Source organism: Streptomyces sp. B3I8, assembly GCF_030816915.1.
In the GTDB taxonomy this organism is placed as follows: domain Bacteria; phylum Actinomycetota; class Actinomycetes; order Streptomycetales; family Streptomycetaceae; genus Streptomyces.
On the sequence record NZ_JAUSYN010000002.1, the window covers coordinates 6,382,459 to 6,397,747 of the forward strand.

At 69.2% G+C, this 15,289-nt stretch carries 11 protein-coding genes; 5 read left to right on the top strand and 6 right to left on the bottom strand.

The genetic code is table 11. The annotated features are described in order from the left end of the window. Positions 1-44: 44 nt before the first annotated feature. The 3 genes from QFZ64_RS30495 to QFZ64_RS30505 all read right to left on the bottom strand — a co-directional run bounded on the left by QFZ64_RS30495 (position 45) and on the right by QFZ64_RS30505 (position 4,057). Entirely contained in the window at positions 45-320 is a 276-nt protein-coding gene (locus QFZ64_RS30495; protein WP_307070686.1) for a hypothetical protein, read from the bottom strand. Between the two features lie 774 nt (positions 321-1,094). Beyond that, positions 1,095-2,681 (bottom strand): amidohydrolase family protein, encoded by a 1,587-nt coding sequence (locus QFZ64_RS30500; protein ID WP_307070687.1) that lies wholly within the window; start codon positions 2,679-2,681, stop codon positions 1,095-1,097. A gap of 41 nt (positions 2,682-2,722) precedes the next feature. Beyond that, the gene (locus QFZ64_RS30505) at positions 2,723-4,057 is read right to left on the bottom strand and encodes an MFS transporter (protein WP_307070688.1); all 1,335 of its coding nucleotides are present in this window, start codon (positions 4,055-4,057) and stop codon (positions 2,723-2,725) included. A gap of 158 nt (positions 4,058-4,215) precedes the next feature. Here QFZ64_RS30505 and QFZ64_RS30510 point away from each other — a divergent pair, with 158 nt between their 5' ends. Continuing rightward, a complete protein-coding gene (locus QFZ64_RS30510; protein WP_307070689.1) occupies positions 4,216-5,253 on the top strand; it encodes an Lrp/AsnC family transcriptional regulator in 1,038 nt (345 codons plus the stop codon). 43 nt (positions 5,254-5,296) lie between these two features. Here the strand turns inward: QFZ64_RS30510 and QFZ64_RS30515 are convergent, their stop codons facing one another. Beyond that, complete coding sequence (locus tag QFZ64_RS30515; RefSeq protein ID WP_307070690.1) at positions 5,297-6,556, bottom strand: FAD-binding oxidoreductase; 1,260 nt, start codon at positions 6,554-6,556, stop codon at positions 5,297-5,299. A gap of 175 nt (positions 6,557-6,731) precedes the next feature. On the opposite strand from QFZ64_RS30515, the gene QFZ64_RS30520 reads away from it, so the two are divergent. From QFZ64_RS30520 to QFZ64_RS30535, 4 genes are all read left to right on the top strand, one after another. Beyond that, on the top strand, positions 6,732-8,300 hold the full coding sequence (locus QFZ64_RS30520) for a CdaR family transcriptional regulator (protein ID WP_307070691.1): 1,569 nt from the start codon (positions 6,732-6,734) through the stop codon (positions 8,298-8,300). A gap of 443 nt (positions 8,301-8,743) precedes the next feature. Continuing rightward, positions 8,744-9,922 (top strand): CaiB/BaiF CoA-transferase family protein, encoded by a 1,179-nt coding sequence (locus tag QFZ64_RS30525; RefSeq protein WP_307070692.1) that lies wholly within the window; start codon positions 8,744-8,746, stop codon positions 9,920-9,922. Next, on the top strand, positions 9,912-10,709 hold the full coding sequence (locus QFZ64_RS30530) for an enoyl-CoA hydratase/isomerase family protein (protein ID WP_307070693.1): 798 nt from the start codon (positions 9,912-9,914) through the stop codon (positions 10,707-10,709). The genes QFZ64_RS30525 and QFZ64_RS30530 overlap by 11 nt, the downstream gene beginning before the upstream one ends. A 64-nt stretch (positions 10,710-10,773) precedes the next feature. Beyond that, positions 10,774-11,790 (top strand): LacI family DNA-binding transcriptional regulator, encoded by a 1,017-nt coding sequence (locus QFZ64_RS30535; RefSeq protein ID WP_307070694.1) that lies wholly within the window; start codon positions 10,774-10,776, stop codon positions 11,788-11,790. A 471-nt stretch (positions 11,791-12,261) separates the two neighbouring features. Here the strand turns inward: QFZ64_RS30535 and QFZ64_RS30540 are convergent, their stop codons facing one another. After that, positions 12,262-12,798: an NUDIX hydrolase family protein gene (locus QFZ64_RS30540; protein WP_307070695.1), complete on the bottom strand. Its 537-nt coding sequence runs from the start codon at positions 12,796-12,798 to the stop codon at positions 12,262-12,264. Between the two features lie 186 nt (positions 12,799-12,984). Continuing rightward, positions 12,985-15,204 carry an NADP-dependent isocitrate dehydrogenase gene (locus QFZ64_RS30545; protein ID WP_307070696.1) on the bottom strand — a complete coding sequence of 740 codons (2,220 nt, stop codon included), beginning with the start codon at positions 15,202-15,204 and terminating at the stop codon, positions 12,985-12,987. Positions 15,205-15,289 lie beyond the last annotated feature (85 nt).

Genomic DNA, 15,289 nt, shown 5'->3' on the forward strand with positions numbered 1-15,289 from the left:
GAAACGCCGCCGAATTGCAAGTGAAACAGCATGCACGCCAGCGCTCAGGCATCAAGGTGGTGAGCGGTGCATGGACTTGGGACGGACAGCCGCCGGGTGCCCAAAGGATCGCGCAGCACCCGGCGTATCTCGACACACCCGTCCTCGAGCCGCAGATCGGCGCGGGCCGCGCGTTCGCGCGGGTGGTCGGCTCTCTCAAGAGCTGTTTTGCGGGCGTGCTCCGCGTCGGCCGTGTCATCGACCACATAGAAGTGGCGTACCAGCCGACCGCAAGGCGTGCGGAACCCGAGTCCTACCAGCCACGAGCCATCGGTGACCATGAGAGTGACCTTTCCTTGCCGAGATGTGCGGCTACGGTGACCCCCTGCGCGGAAGCGACGCCACCGTCGGCGCCGGTCGTGCCTGCCCCGCCGACCCGGTGAGGCACGACCGTGCGCGCATCACGATTCTGTATCCGGACGCTCAGCCGAGGTATGCGTCACATGACTGCCATCGGACTACCTGGTGGAGTTCTCCCACCGGACCATCCGCAGCAGGTGAGACTGCGCGCGGCCGTCCTCCGACGCATACCGGCGCGGCACTCCGGGGCGGAGAGCGGTGGCCGCGGGGCTAAGGGCTGTCCCGTAATCCCCGGCGGGCGCGCGACGACAGCTACGGCACCTCGCCGCGTTGTCGGAACGTCCAAGTCCTCGACGTTCTTCAGGACCTGCTGAGGTGCTGGACCGGTACCTGCACCACCTGCGGACGACCCCTGCCCAGCCCACGAACCCGCCGCAGACAGCCCAACGAAGCACTACTAGGGCCTCTCGTTCGGATCAGGCCGGCGTCGCGGGGTCCGGCACGCGCCTGTGCGGCGTTGTCGTCGGTTGCCGGGGCTCCGCCCTGGCGCCCTCCTCCGCCTTGCAGCCGCACGCACCGGACCCCGCTCGGGTCGGTCGAAGACGCACCGCGCCTCCCAGCCGGCCTGATCCGAACGAAAGACCCTAGCCGCAGGCCACCGCACGTACGGCAGCGGCACCTCCGACGGGAGGTATGACCGGTCCCCACAGGCCCGAGAGGCCTCATGCGCGGACCGGCCAGGGCGCTCCGGTGGCTCACGCCGGGGTGAGACGCCTTCCCGCTCGCTCCCCGCTGAATTCGCCGTCCTCCACCACGATCCGCCCGTTGACCATGACGGCGCGTATGCCCGCTGCCCGCCGATCCGGTGTTTCATAGGTCGCGTGGTCCTTGACCGTCCCGGCGTCGAAGAGGACGAGATCGGCCGCACAGCCCTCGGCGACGCGTCCCCGGTCGGGGATGCCGAACGCGGTGGCGGGCAGGTGCGTCATCTTCCGGATCGCTTCGGGCAGCGACAGCAGACCGGTGTCACGGACGTACTTGGCCAGGATCTTCGGGAACGTGCCGAACATCCGGGGATGGGGCTTGCCACCGTTTCCCGGCGGCATGCCGTCGGACCCGATCACCGAGCTGGGATGGGCGATCGCCGCGGCGATGTCCTTCTCGTCCATGGCGAACACCGTCATGGAGACCTGGAGCTCCTCCTGCAGCAGCACGGCGACCAGGGCGTCGAAAGCGGGAATCCCCTTCTGCGCGGCGATGTGCGCGAGGCTCATGCCGTCGTACTGATGGGTCGCGGAGGAGGCCACGACGATGCGGTCCCACCCCGCCGCGGCCACCCAGTTCTCCCAGCTGCCGTCATGCCGCTCCAGTTCGGCCCTGGCGCGAGCCAGAGCGTCCTCGGAACGGAGCCGGGCGAGGAAGGCCTGGTTGCCGCCGTCCTGGAACCACGGGGGGAGGCAGGCGGTGAGCATCGTGCCGGCGGCTTCGTAGGGATACACGTCCTGATGCGCGACGAGGCCGCGTGCCCGGGCCGCGTCGAGAGCCTCGAGCGCGTCGCTCACGGTTCCCCAGGCCTGCTTTCCCGTCGCCTTGAGATGGGAGACCTGCAGGCGGCACCCGGCGCGTTCGGCGACATGCACCGCCTCGGCGACACTCTGCAGCAACTGCGGTCCCTCTCCCCGCATGTGCGTGGCGTAGACACGGCCGGGCGGCATCACCTCGGCGAGTGCGACGAGTTCCTCGACCTCGGAGAACACTCCGGGCGGGTAGATGAGTCCCGTGGAGAGCCCGAACACTCCGGCCTCCAGGGCCCGGCGCAGCTGTGACCGCATCGCCTCCAGCTCCTGGGGGCGGGGTGCGCGGGCCTCCAGTCCCATGGCCGCGATGCGCAGGGCGTTGTGGCCGACGAGATGGGCGACATTGACGACATGGCCGGCCTCGTCCGCCCGGGAGAAGAACTCCTCGATGGACGACCAGTCGAACGGCAGCGGGGGAAAGATGCGGCGGGTGAAGGAGCGAAAGGCGTCCCGATGGGCATCGTGCACCGGAGCCAGGCTGAATCCGCAGTTGCCCACGACCTCTGTGGTGACCCCCTGGGTCACCTTGGACACATCGGCAGTGTTCAGGAACGGGGCGTTGTCGGCGTGTGAGTGGACGTCGATGAACCCCGGACTCAGGACGAGTCCCTCGGCGTCGATGACACGGTCCGCCGTCCCCGCCCCGGGACGCGGATCGCTCACGCGGGTGATCCGGGAGTCGGCGACATGGACGTCGGCGGTGTAGGCCGGGCCACCGGAACCGTCGACGACGGTGGCCTTGCGGAAGAGGGTGGAAGCAGGCATGGAGATCACTCCGATAGGGCTGGTGGGGGAGTCGGACGTCCTCACGTGCCGGCAGGCACCGCGTGTTCGGTATCCGTCTCCACGCGCGTGGGGGTCGGCTTGGTCGCGAGCAGCAGTACCGTGCCGGCGGCGAGAAGCGCGCTCATCGTCAGCAGCCCCCACTCGGTACTCCCGGTGCGTTCCTTCACGAACCCCATGATCATGGGGCTGAAGAAGCCGCCGAGGAGCCCGATCGAGTTGATGAAGGCGATTCCCCCGGCCGCGGCCGTCCCCTTGAGGAACGAGGGTGGGATCGACCAGAAGACGGTGTACGCCACCCAGAGGCAGACGATTGCCACGTTGATCGACAGGAAGGACACCACGAAGTGGCTCGCGGTCACAGCGGCGCACGCCAGTGCGAAGACGGCGATCCCGGCCGGGATCGCGCTGTGCAGCCGGCGCTCGCCGGTGCGGTCGGAACGGCGGCCGACGATCAGCATGAACACGATGGCGAACAGGTACGGCACCGCGGAGAGGGCACCGATACGGGAAAGGCCGTGGACACCGTTCTCCGTGAGGATGGTCGGAAGCCAGAAGCTCACCGCATAGATGCCGCTGATGAGGCAGAAGTAGCTGAGGGCCAGGCTGTAGGTCCGCGGAGCCGTGAGTGCCGCGCCGAGGCGGTGCTTGCCGCCCTGCGGGCGCTTCCCGATGTCGACCGTGATGATGTCCTTCTCCTCGGCCGTGAGCCACCCGGCGTCGGACGGACGGTCGACGAGCGTCCTCCAGACCACGACTCCGAGCAGGACACAGGGCAGGCCCTCGATCATGAACACCCACTGCCATCCGGCAAGTCCGGCGGTGCCGTCGAGGGTCGACATGATCCAAGAGGACAGCGGGCCACCGACCATCGATCCGATGGGCCCGGGAAGCATGACGTACGACATGACCGCCGCCATCCGGGCCGGCGGGAACCACAGGGTGAGGTAGTAGATGATCCCCGGTGCGAAACCGGCCTCGAAGACACCGAGCAGGAAGCGGATGGCGTAGAAGCTGGTGGCGTCATGGACGAACACCATGGCCGCCGAGGTCACCCCCCACAGGATCATGATGCGCACGATCGTCTTGCGCGTCCCCACCCTGGCCAGCCACAGATTGCTCGGCACCTCGAAGATGACGTATCCGAGGAAGAAGATGCCGGCTGCCACTCCGTAGACATGCTCGCTGATGCCGATGTCCTGCTGCATCTGCAGCTTGGCGAAGCCGATGTTGACCCGGTCCAGATAGGCGAAGGTGTAGCACACGACCAGCAGCGGGATGATCCGCCGTGCCGCTTTCGCATACAGAGCATCGCGCCGGGCGTCGTGCTCCACCGCGAGCGGGGACAGGGCTCTCATGGAAGCCTCCGGGATGTGTGAGTGAGCTTGCGCACGCATGAACACCGCGTTGAAGATGGTGGCGGCGTGGGCGGCGATGCCGTTCAGAGTGGTCCCGAATCCCGTTCGTCCCGCCAACATGAAGGAAAATTGCGTCGAGCACGCGGGTGGGACGGATTATGACGAGTTCTGTCAGCCTGGGCGGAGTCCCGATCCTGGACGAGACCGACCTTGCCCTCACCGATGCGCTGCAGCTGAACCCACGCGTGAGCTGGACCACCCTGTCCGAGGTGCTCGAGCTGTCCCCGGTCACCCTGGCCCGCAGATGGCAGGCGCTCGTCCGGGCACGCACCGCATGGACGTGCATCACCCTGGAAGGCCCCAGTTTCCGGGGAGCGATCATCGAGGTGGCCTGCAAACCCGGCACGGCCGTGGACGTGGCCGCCGCCTTCAGCGCGCTGCCGCACGTCGCCACCGTGGGCATCACGGTCGGCGAGTACGACCTGTTCGCCCTGGTGGTCGCCCCGACCGTCGATGCCATCTCCACGGTGCTGCTGGACGGGCTGCCGATCACCTCTGACGTCACCCGGGTGAGCAGCCATGTCTACACGGGCATGTTGGGCGGAGGGCGTTGGAGGCACGGAGTGCTCAACCGCGCGCAATGCGAGCAGGTCCGCAGCGACCTGGGGCCGCCGCCCAAGGAACTGCGCCCGCTCAGCGTCGACGACAGAGCGCTGTACGTCGCCCTGGGAAGGGACGGGCGCCGCAGCTACACCGAGGTCGCACAGGACCTGGGGACCTCGCCGCAGGTGGTCAAGCGCCGCCTCGACCGGTTGCAGCGACGGGGCGAAGTCGCTTTCCGCTGCGATGTGGCGCGGCCCCTGGCCGGATGGCACGCCATGGCGATGCTGTGGCTGACGGCACCCGACGCCGAGGTCGGCGGCATCGGACGGGCGATCGGGGAGTGGCGGGAGACGCGCTTCTGCGCGCCCGTGGTCAGTCGCACCAATCTGTGTGTGATCGTCAGCCTGCGTTCGGTGGAGCACCTGGAAGAGATCGTGCTCAGACTGGCCGCAGAATATCCGCAGGTCACCATCGCCGAACGTCGTCTGGTGCTTCGGCAGGTGAAGGTGCACGGACGCCTGGTGGACGAGCACGGCAGGTCCACCGAGGTGATCCCGGTGGACCCGTGGGGCATGCTGGCCGGCAGAGCCTGAGTGGCGATGGGCACGGGCACCGGCTCCGGGCCGCCGTCCCGCGTCAGCGCAACGGATCGAAGGGGCCCAGTTCCGCCGGTCGACGGCCGGTGACCACCTGCTCCGCGAGCAGGCGACCGGTCGCCGGTCCGAGAGTGATGCCCCACATGCCGTGCCCGCCGGCGGCGAACACACGTGGCGAGCGAGTGGCGCCGATGAGCGGCAGGCCGTCGGGGGTGCAGGGCCGCGAACCCACCCATTCGTCCTTGCGCATGTCGAGGTCCGCTCCCTCCAGCAGCGGCCGGGCGGCGTCCACGAGGGCGTTGATCCGGCGGGCGTCCAAAGGCGCCTCAGGAGACCGGAACTCCATCATGCCCGCCACCCGCAGGAGCTGACCCCCCAGCGGTGTGCAGGCCACACGCTGAGCGGGGAAGTACACCGGTGCCGAGGGCACCCGCTCCATGGGGACGCTGAAGCTGTAACCCCGTCCGGCCTGGATGAGGGAGCGCACGCCGAACCGATGGCCGAGGCGACGCAACCAGACACCGTTGGCGAGGACGACGGAGGCGACGTGGTCCACTCTGCCGTCCGCCGTGCGGACCTGAACTCCTCGGCCGTCGTCCGACACTTCGGTGACCTCCGCACCGATCCGGACATCGCCGCCACGGGCACGGACCGCGGCGGCGAGGGCGTGCACATAGGCCCCCGGGTCGACATAGCGCTGCCCGTGCAGCCGCAGCGCCGCGCCGATCTTCGCGGACAGCGCCGGTTCGACCTCCCGAGCCTCGTCACCACTGAGCACATCGAACTCGATGCTCTGTCCCGAAGACCGTATGTGCTCCAGTTCGTCCAGCAGCACCTTGCGCTCCTGTGTGCTGCCGTATGCGGCGAGGAACGAGCCCGCGGGGACGGTTTCGGCAGCGACACCGCCCTCCGACAGGGCGTCGAAGCTCGACAGCGCCAGCCGGTTGATCGGCACCAGCGACCGCATCGCACGTTTCCACCTGGCGTTGGTGCTGTGGCGTGCGAAGCCCGCCAGGAAGCGCAGCAGCTGGAAATCGCCGCTCAACGGGACGTAGACGGGTGAGGAAGGGTTCAGTACGGCCCGCAGGCCATAGCGCAGAACGGCGGGTTCGGGCAGGGGCGTGGCGAGTCCGGGGGTGATCCATCCTGCGTTGCCCCATGAGGATCCGGCGGCCACGTCAGCGCGTTCGAGCACGGTGACGGTGGCGCCGAGTTCCTGCAGAAACCAGGCGGTGGAGAGGCCGACCATGCCTGCGCCCACGACGGCGACACGGTCAGGACCAGGGGAGGAGAACCGCATTGTGCTTCCTTCCGTTTCGACGGCAACGGTGTCGATCCTGGGTGGGCGGGCCGCCGCTGTCTTCGTCGTGATCCGCTCATGACCGCCGTGGTGCTTGTGCCACGGGCACAAAGGGGTGATGCAGAATGCGCATCATGCGCAGTGAAGTCGTCGTCCTTCGGACCAGGGTCCGGCTGTGATCACCCTCACCGACCTTGTCACCTCTCTCGGTGCCGGACTGCTGCGCCTGGTCGTCGCGGGGCCGGGCGCCGAGATCCGCGATGTCGTGCTGGCGGAGCCCGGTGAGGGCGCGGGACAGCCGGGCGATCTCGTCCTGGGCGTGGGCGTCACCCACCCGCATGCGGCTGCGGAGCTCGCCGAACGAGCTGCCGCGGCGGGAGCGGAAGGACTCGTGTTGAAGGCCGCCGTGATCAGCACTTCGGGGATCGGCGACATCGCCGAGCGCCTCGGCCTGGCCCTCGTGGAGCTGCAACCGCACGTGTCATGGACGGGCGCTGTCTGGCTCCTGCGCAGTGTCATCGACCGCGGGGCGGGAACGGACGCGGACGCCGCGGGTGCGCGCGGCACCCTCTTCGCCCTCGCGGATGCGGCAGCGGACATCGTCGACGCCCCCGTGACCGTGGAGGACGCCCACTCGCGCGTCCTCGCCTACTCCGCACGCCAGGAGGTCACGGACTCCGCGCGGGTCTCGACGATCGTGGGCCGACGGGTGCCTGCCGAGGTGACCGCGCACTTCAGAGCCCGCGGCGTCTACCGTCGGCTCGCCGGTTCCAGCGAGCCGGTGCTGACTCCTCCAGGGCCGGACGGCATGCTGCCACGGCTGATCATTCCCGTTCGTGCCGCGGGCGAATGGCTCGGTTCGATCTGGGCCGTGGCCGAGAAGCCGGTGCCTCCGGAACGGATTCGCGAACTCCAAGGAGTGGGGTCCGCTCTCGCCCTGCACCTGCTGCACCTGCGCGCGGACGCCGGTCTGGGGCGCCGGATGCTGGAAGGCCGCCTGTCCGCCGTGCTGCGCCATGGGGAGCGGGAGGCGGCGTCCGCGCTGCCGCCGGGTCCGTGGCGCGTCATCGTCCTGGGCGCCCCGGACGGGGTGCGGGACGTGGGCGCGCACGCCCTCGTCTGGGAATCCGTCGCCCGTCGAGCCGGCTGGGAGCAGCCGCTCACGGTGGAGCTCGACGGCCTTCTGTACTGCCTGGTGAGCGACGGCGGCAACGGCTCTGCCACGACACCTCGCCCGGGTTCCGTGCGCTGGCTGCGGAACATCCTCGGCGAGTCGTCCCCGCACGACCGCAGTTCGTACGCCGTCATGGGCGGCCTGGCGCACGCGCCCGAGGAGATTCCCCGTTCGCGCGGCGAGGCCGCCGAGTTGAGCCGGCTGGTCACGGCGGGCCGACTGCCGACCGCCGCGTCCAGTGGACTCATCCGGGTGGAGGACGTCTGGGACGCCGTCGTGGTGGAACGGGCCCAGGCGGCAACGCGGATCGAAGCGGGTCTGCTCGGCGGCCCGCTCGCAGCCCTCTCCGCCCATGACAGGGAGCACGGGACCGCGCACCTGGCGACGCTCACCGCGTGGCTGGACTTCCACGGCGATCCCAAAAGTGCCGCTCACGCTCTGCGCATACATCCCAACACGTTGCGTTACCGCATGCGGCGCCTGGGGGAAGTGGCTCCGGTGGATCTTTCCTCGCCGCGCGTACGACTGGCTCTGCGGCTCCAGCTCGGGGCCATGGGGGCCGCGCACTGAGGCACCATGTGCCGGCGGCCGGCGGCCGGCAGGCGGCTCGACGCGCACGGTCGGACTCGGCTTCGGGGACCCGTGGAGAAAGACTCCGGCCACGCCGGATGTCCGCAGCGGCGGCACCATTGAACAATCGATTGCGCAGTTGGGCGCGGCGTGTCGACCACGGAAGTGGAGGACAGGGGGGGCAATGCGGCGAAAGTGCCTGCGCACAATCGATTGCGCATGCTCTTGCGGAGGCCAATGCGCGCCGTCTAGTGTGAAACGAAGTCGCCAAGGCTCGTCCTTGGGATCGACTCGGTTCCGCGTCGACCGACATGGCGCCTCCGGAAGACAAGTCCTGGGGGCCGCGCCCCGGACTTCCGGATGCCCGCGACCGAAGAGCTGTCGGGTCGGCATCCCCGCGCCGGCCAGAGCCGGACGCCGCATCACCTCAGATGGGACAACACATGCTTTCGGGTCTCCGCGTCGTGAGCTTCACCCATTTCCTCCAGGGCCCCTCGACGAGCCAGCTACTGGCCGACCTCGGGGCCGAGGTCATCAAGGTCGAACCACCGAGCGGTGCCTTCGAGCGGAGTTGGTCGGGCCCCGACGCATACCTGGGTGACACCAGCGTCTTCTTCCTTCTCGGGAACCGGAACACCAAGAGCATCGCGGTCGACCTCAAGGCGCCGGAGTCGCGCGAGGCGCTCGACAGACTGCTGGCCACCGCCGACGTGGTGGTCGAGAACTTCCGGCCCGGCGCGATGGACCGCCTGGGGTTCGGATACGAGCGGCTGAAGTCCCTGAACCCGCGGCTGGTCTACTGCTCCCTCTCGGGCTACGGCGCCGACGGGCCCTACCGTGACCGGCCTGGTCAGGACGTCCTCATTCAGGCACTCTCGGGGCTGGCCGCAGCCACCGGGACCGCCGACGGGCCTCCCACGCCGGTGGGTGCGTCGCTCGTCGATCAGCACGGCGCCGTCCTCGGAGCCATGGGCATCCTGGCCGCCCTGCAGGGGCGCGAACGTACGGGCGAGGGCTGCAAGGTCGAGAGCAACCTGCTGAACGCGGCACTCGACCTGCAGATCGAACCGCTCGCCTACCATCTGAACGGCTTCAAGGGAGAGCGCAGCGCCTCCGGCGTCTCGTCCATGTACTACAAGGCTCCCTACGGCGTCTTCGCGACGGCGGACAGCCACCTCTGCGTCTCCCTCACCAGCCTCTCCGCCCTGCACACGCTCTTCGACGACCCATGGTTCGACGACATCGCAGAAGACGAGTCCTACGCCCGCCGGGAGCACGTCAACGCGCGAGTCGCCAAGCACATGCGCGGGCGGACGACCGCGGACTGGACCGCCCGGCTGACCGCCCACAAGATCTGGTTCTCACAGGTCAACACCTACGCCGACGTCGTCACGGATCCGCAGGTGGTCCACAACCGTTCGATCATCAGCTTCGAACACCCTGACGCGGGCACAGTCCGCGTGCTGGGCCACCCGGTCACCTATGACGGAGAGCGCCCTGGTGTCCGTGCCGTACCGCCCGCGCTCGGAGCGGACACCGCGACGGTCCTGGAGTCGCTGGGCTACACCGCGCAGGAAATCGATGTCCTCGTACAGAAGGGGGCGCTGCACCGTGCCGACTGAGCGGACGAGCAGGCCCAGGACCGAAGATCTGCCCGTTCTGACCGAGGTCCGCGACCAGACGCTGGCCATCCGGTTGAACCGGCCCCGCAAGTACAACGCGTTCAACACCGAGATGATCCAGCTGGTCACCTCGTCACTGCTCGACGCCGACGCGGACCCGGGCATACGTGCCGTGATCATCACCGGCAGCGGCCCCGCCTTCGCCGCCGGCGCCGACATCGGCGAGTACGCGAGCGTGGAAAGCGAGGAGTTCCAGGCGTTCACCACACGTGCCAATACCATGTGCGACACGATCGCCGGTCTCCGGCTCCCCGTCATCGCCGCCGTTCACGGCCTGGCTCTGGGAGGAGGCTTCGAGGTCGTGCTGAGCTGCGACCTGGTGGTGGCCGACAGCACAGCCTCTTTCGGCCTGCCGGAGATCTCGCTGGGCCTGATGCCCGGTTGGGGAGGCACCCAGCGGCTGACCCGGCACGTGGGAATCAACCGCGCCAAGGAAATGATCATGACGGGTGCGCGGATCTCCAGCGAACGGGCCCACGCACTCGGCATTGTCACCCATGTCAGTGATGACGGCACCGCTCTCCTTCGCGCGCAGCACATCGCGGACGAGCTCGCGCGGGGACCGGCCCACGCGATCACGGCGATCAAGGCCGCCGTGGGGCACACCACCACCGCCGGGTTCACTGTCGAACAGCAGCACCTGCACGCCCTGTTCAACACGGCCGACGCGCGGGAAGGCATCCGGGCCTTCGTCGAGAAACGTCCCGCGGAGTTCGGTGCACGCTGATGTCTTCTCGGCCATGTCCCGACCACCGGGTTCGGGTCCAGCCGACTTGTAGGATGCCCTGACCATGGCAGAACTCAAAGACGTCGCGGCGGCCGCCGGTGTATCCATATCGGTGGCCTCCCGCGTACTGACCGCGGACGCCAAGGCCCGGATCCATCCCGACACGCGTCAGCGGGTCCTGGCTGTCGCGGGGGAGATCGGGTACGTCCCGAGCCACCGTGCCCGCGCCCTGCGCATGTCCAGGGCCGGGGCCCTGGCGTTGATCGTCCCCGATGTCAACAACGCCGTCTTCGCGCCTTTGCTGGCCGGCGTGGACGAGGTCGCGACATCGCGGTCCGTGAGCGTACTGCTGGGACAGCTCGATGGCCCGCGGGCGGGAAAGCGTGAGTTGGATGCGCTCGTAGGGAAGGGCCGGGTCGACGGGGTGGTCCTCCAGCGGCGGGAGGACTTCACCGACCGCATGCTGGCATCGACCCTGGACACCGACGTACCCGTCGTACTGTTCAACTCCCGTCTGAAGGGCCGCACCGGTTCGGTGCTTCTCGACGACGTCGAAGCCGCGAGGATCGCCACCCGGCATCTGCTCGACCTCGGGCACGAGCACCTCGGATTCGTCGGCGGAACCGTTCGGCATGACGCCGCGGCGCGCAGGCTCAAGGGTTTTCGGGCCGCCATGCGCGCTGCCGGGCGCTCCGTCGCCAAGTCCGACGTCGTCGCCGCGGGATGGGAGGCCGATGCGGGCATGGCTGCCGCGAAGCGACTGCTGGATGCGTCCTCACCTCCCACCGGCCTGGTGGTGGCCAGTGTGAACGCCGCTTTCGGCGCTGTTTCCTGCGCGAGCCGCGCCGGAATACGCGTTCCGGAGGAGCTCTCGGTGGTGGCTGTCCAAGACACCTGGATGGCCGAGGTGTACTGCCCGCCAGTGACAGTTGTACGCATGCCGCTGCAAGAAGCGGGAGCCGCCGCCACGTCCATGCTGCTCGACCACATCGACGGAGCTCCCCTGGCTGACCTGGTGCTCCGCACACCGGTTCCGGAACTCGTGGTCCGCGGCACGACAGGGCGGCCGTCGACCGCGTGAGGCGGCCTGCGGCCCATGCCTGGGCGTGGGCTGAGCAACTGCCGTGGGACGCGCCGCCCGCCACCACGGCGAGAGGGCCGTCAGCGGGTACGGCGCTGAACGAAAAGCAGACGCCGCCGCGGAGACTTCGCTGTCCTGAAAGCAGAGACCGGAACGACCGCCTGGACACCCGGGCACAGGCTCGACAGGACGTTCTCCGCCGGATCGTGGAACATCACGACCGGGATCGGATCCACTCGACGATCGGCTGCATCACGCCGTACCAGGAGAGGCTCCGCCGGCATCAACGACTGGGCCTCGCGGCACAAGACGGAAGTGTCGGGACCTGAGGGGTCACTTCAACGCGTCCCTGGTCCCCGCCGGCACTCACCGGACCGGTAGCCGGCCCGATGTCGCTGCTCAGTCGGCGCATGAAGGGCCGGGCGACTCCGCGGAGTCGCCCGGCCTCTTCGTACCGTGTGCCGTACGTTCCTAGACCGCGCAGCCCACGTGCGCCAGTGCCTGCTTGAGCAGAATGCCCTGGCCGCCCGGCATCTCGTTCTGCACCATCGCGGAGACGGCCTCCTGGGGACTGAACCAGACCAGGTCCAGCGCGTCCTGCCGGGGCCGGCAGTCGCCCGTCACCGGGACGATGTAGGCGAGGGCCACGGCGTGCTGACGCGGGTCGTGGAACGGGGTGATGCCCTGCGTCGGGAAGTACTCGGCGACGGTGAAGGGCTGCAGCGAGGCGGGGACCCGGGGCAGGGCCACCGGGCCGAGGTCCTTCTCCAGGTGCCGCAGCAGCGCGTCGCGCACGCGTTCGTGGTGCAGGACGCGGCCGGAGACGAGGGTGCGGCTGACCGTGCCGTCGGGGCCGATGCGCAGCAGCAGTCCGATGCTGGTGACTTCACCGCTGTCGTCGACGCGGACCGGTACCGCCTCGACGTAGAGGATCGGCATCTGGGCGCGCGCCTGCTCGAGGTCGTCGGAGGACAGCCAGCCGGGCGTGGTTTCGGTCGTGTCGGACATTGGCCGATCATACCGAGCGTTCCGCGGGGCCCGGCGGTCGCGCCCGAGAGCCGCCGTGCCGGTGATGGTGACGGTGGTGGGGGCTTGTCGGCGGGTACGGGCGGTCCGTGGGGCCCCGCGCGGTTCCCCGCGCCCCTGTTCAGGGCGCGGGGAACGTGGCGAAGCCGACTGCGCCGGCGACTCCGGCTACGCCAGCGACGCCAGCGCCTCGTTCCAGGTCGTGGACGGGCGCATGATCGCCGACGCCTTCTTCACGTCCGGCCGGTAGTAGCCGCCGATGTCCGCCGGCTTGCCCTGGACCGCGGCCAGTTCGTCCACGATCTTCCGCTCGTTCGCGGCGAGGGTCTCGGCGAGCGGGGCGAAGGCCTTCGCCAGGTCCGCGTCGTCGGTCTGTGCCGCCAGCTCCTGCGCCCAGTACAGCGACAGGTAGAAGTGGCTGCCGCGGTTGTCGATCCCGCCGACGCGGCGGCTCGGCGACTTGTCCTCGTTGAGCAGCGTCGCCGTGGCGCGGTCCAGCGTGTCGGCGAGGACCTTGGCCCGCGCGTTGCCCGTGACCTCGGCGTACTGCTCCAGCGACGGCACCAGCGCGAAGAACTCGCCCAGGCTGTCCCAGCGCAGGTAGTTCTCCTTGACGAGCTGCTGCACGTGCTTGGGGGCCGAGCCGCCCGCGCCCGTCTCGAACAGGCCACCACCCGCCATCAGCGGCACGACCGACAGCATCTTGGCGCTGGTGCCCAGCTCCAGGATCGGGAACAGGTCGGTCAGGTAGTCGCGCAGCACGTTGCCGGTGACGGAGATGGTGTTCTCGCCGCGGCGGATGCGCTCCACGGACAGCTTCGTCGCCTCGACGGGGTTCAGGATGCGGATGTCCAGGCCCTCGGTGTCGTGCTCCGTGAGGTACTGCTTCACCTTCGCGATGAGCTGCGCGTCGTGGGCGCGGTCCTCGTCCAGCCAGAACACGGCCGGGTCGCCGGTGGCGCGGGCGCGGGTGACGGCGAGCTTGACCCAGTCGCGGATCGGGGCGTCCTTGGTCTGGCAGGCGCGGAAGATGTCACCGGCCGAGACGGCGAGCTCGATCACGGCCTCGCCGGACTGGTCGACCAGGCGGACCGTGCCGGTCGCCGGGATCTCGAAGGTCTTGTCGTGGGAGCCGTACTCCTCGGCCTTCTGCGCCATCAGGCCGACGTTCGGGACCGAGCCCATCGTCGACGGGTCGTAGGCGCCGTTGGCCCGGCAGTCCTCGATGGCGGCCTGGTAGACGCCCGCGTAGGAGGAGTCGGGGATCACGGCGAGGGTGTCGGCCTCCTGGCCGTCCGGGCCCCACATGTGGCCGGAGGTGCGGATCATGGCCGGCATGGACGCGTCGATGATGACGTCGGAAGGGACGTGCAGATTGGTGATGCCCTTGTCGGAGTCGACCATGGCCAGCGTCGGCCCCTCGGCGAGCTCGGCGTCGAAGGAGGCCTTGATCTCGGCGCCCTCGGGCAGGTTCTCGATGCCCTTGAGGATGCCGCCCAGACCGTCGTTCGGGGTGAGGCCGGCGGTGGCGAGGGTCTCGCCGTACTTCGCGAACGTCTTCGGGAAGAAGGCGCGCACCACGTGACCGAAGATGATCGGGTCGGAGACCTTCATCATCGTGGCCTTCAGGTGCACGGAGAACAGGACGCCCTCGGCCTTGGCGCGGGCGATCTGCGCGGTGAGGAACTCGCGCAGCGCGGCGACGCGCAGCACGGCGCCGTCGACGACCTCGCCCGCCAGGACCGGCACGGACTCGCGCAGCACCGTGGTGGAGCCGTCGTCGCCCTTGAGTTCGATGCGCAGGGTGCCGTCCTGGGCGATGACGGCGGACTTCTCGGTCGTGCGGAAGTCGTCGGCGCCCATGGTCGCCACGTTCGTCTTCGAGTCGGCGGACCAGGCGCCCATGCGGTGCGGGTGGGACTTGGCGTAGTTCTTCACCGAGGCGGGGGCGCGGCGGTCGGAGTTGCCCTCGCGCAGCACCGGGTTCACCGCGGAGCCCTTGATCTTGTCGTAACGGGCGCGGATCTCCCGCTCCTCGTCGGTCTTCGGGTCGTCCGGGTAGTCCGGCAGGGCGAAGCCCTGGCCCTGCAGCTCGGCGATCGCGGCCCTGAGCTGGGGGATGGACGCCGAGATGTTCGGCAGCTTGATGATGTTGGCGGCCGGGGTCCTGGCCAGCTCGCCCAGTTCCGTCAGCGCGTCGGGGATGCGCTGGTCCTCGTCCAGGTACTCCGGGAAGACGGCGATGATGCGCCCGGCCAGCGAGATGTCGCGGGTCTCCACGGCGACACCCGCCTGCGAGGCGTACGCCTTGATCACCGGCAGGAACGAATGCGTTGCCAGGGCTGGGGCCTCGTCAGTGTGTGTGTAGATGATGGTCGAGTCAGTCACCGGGTGCTCCGCTCCACGTCCACGTCTTCGTCTGCGACATTGCTTGACATCAAGATATCTCGTGGCGGGGGCCGGCGGCACGGGG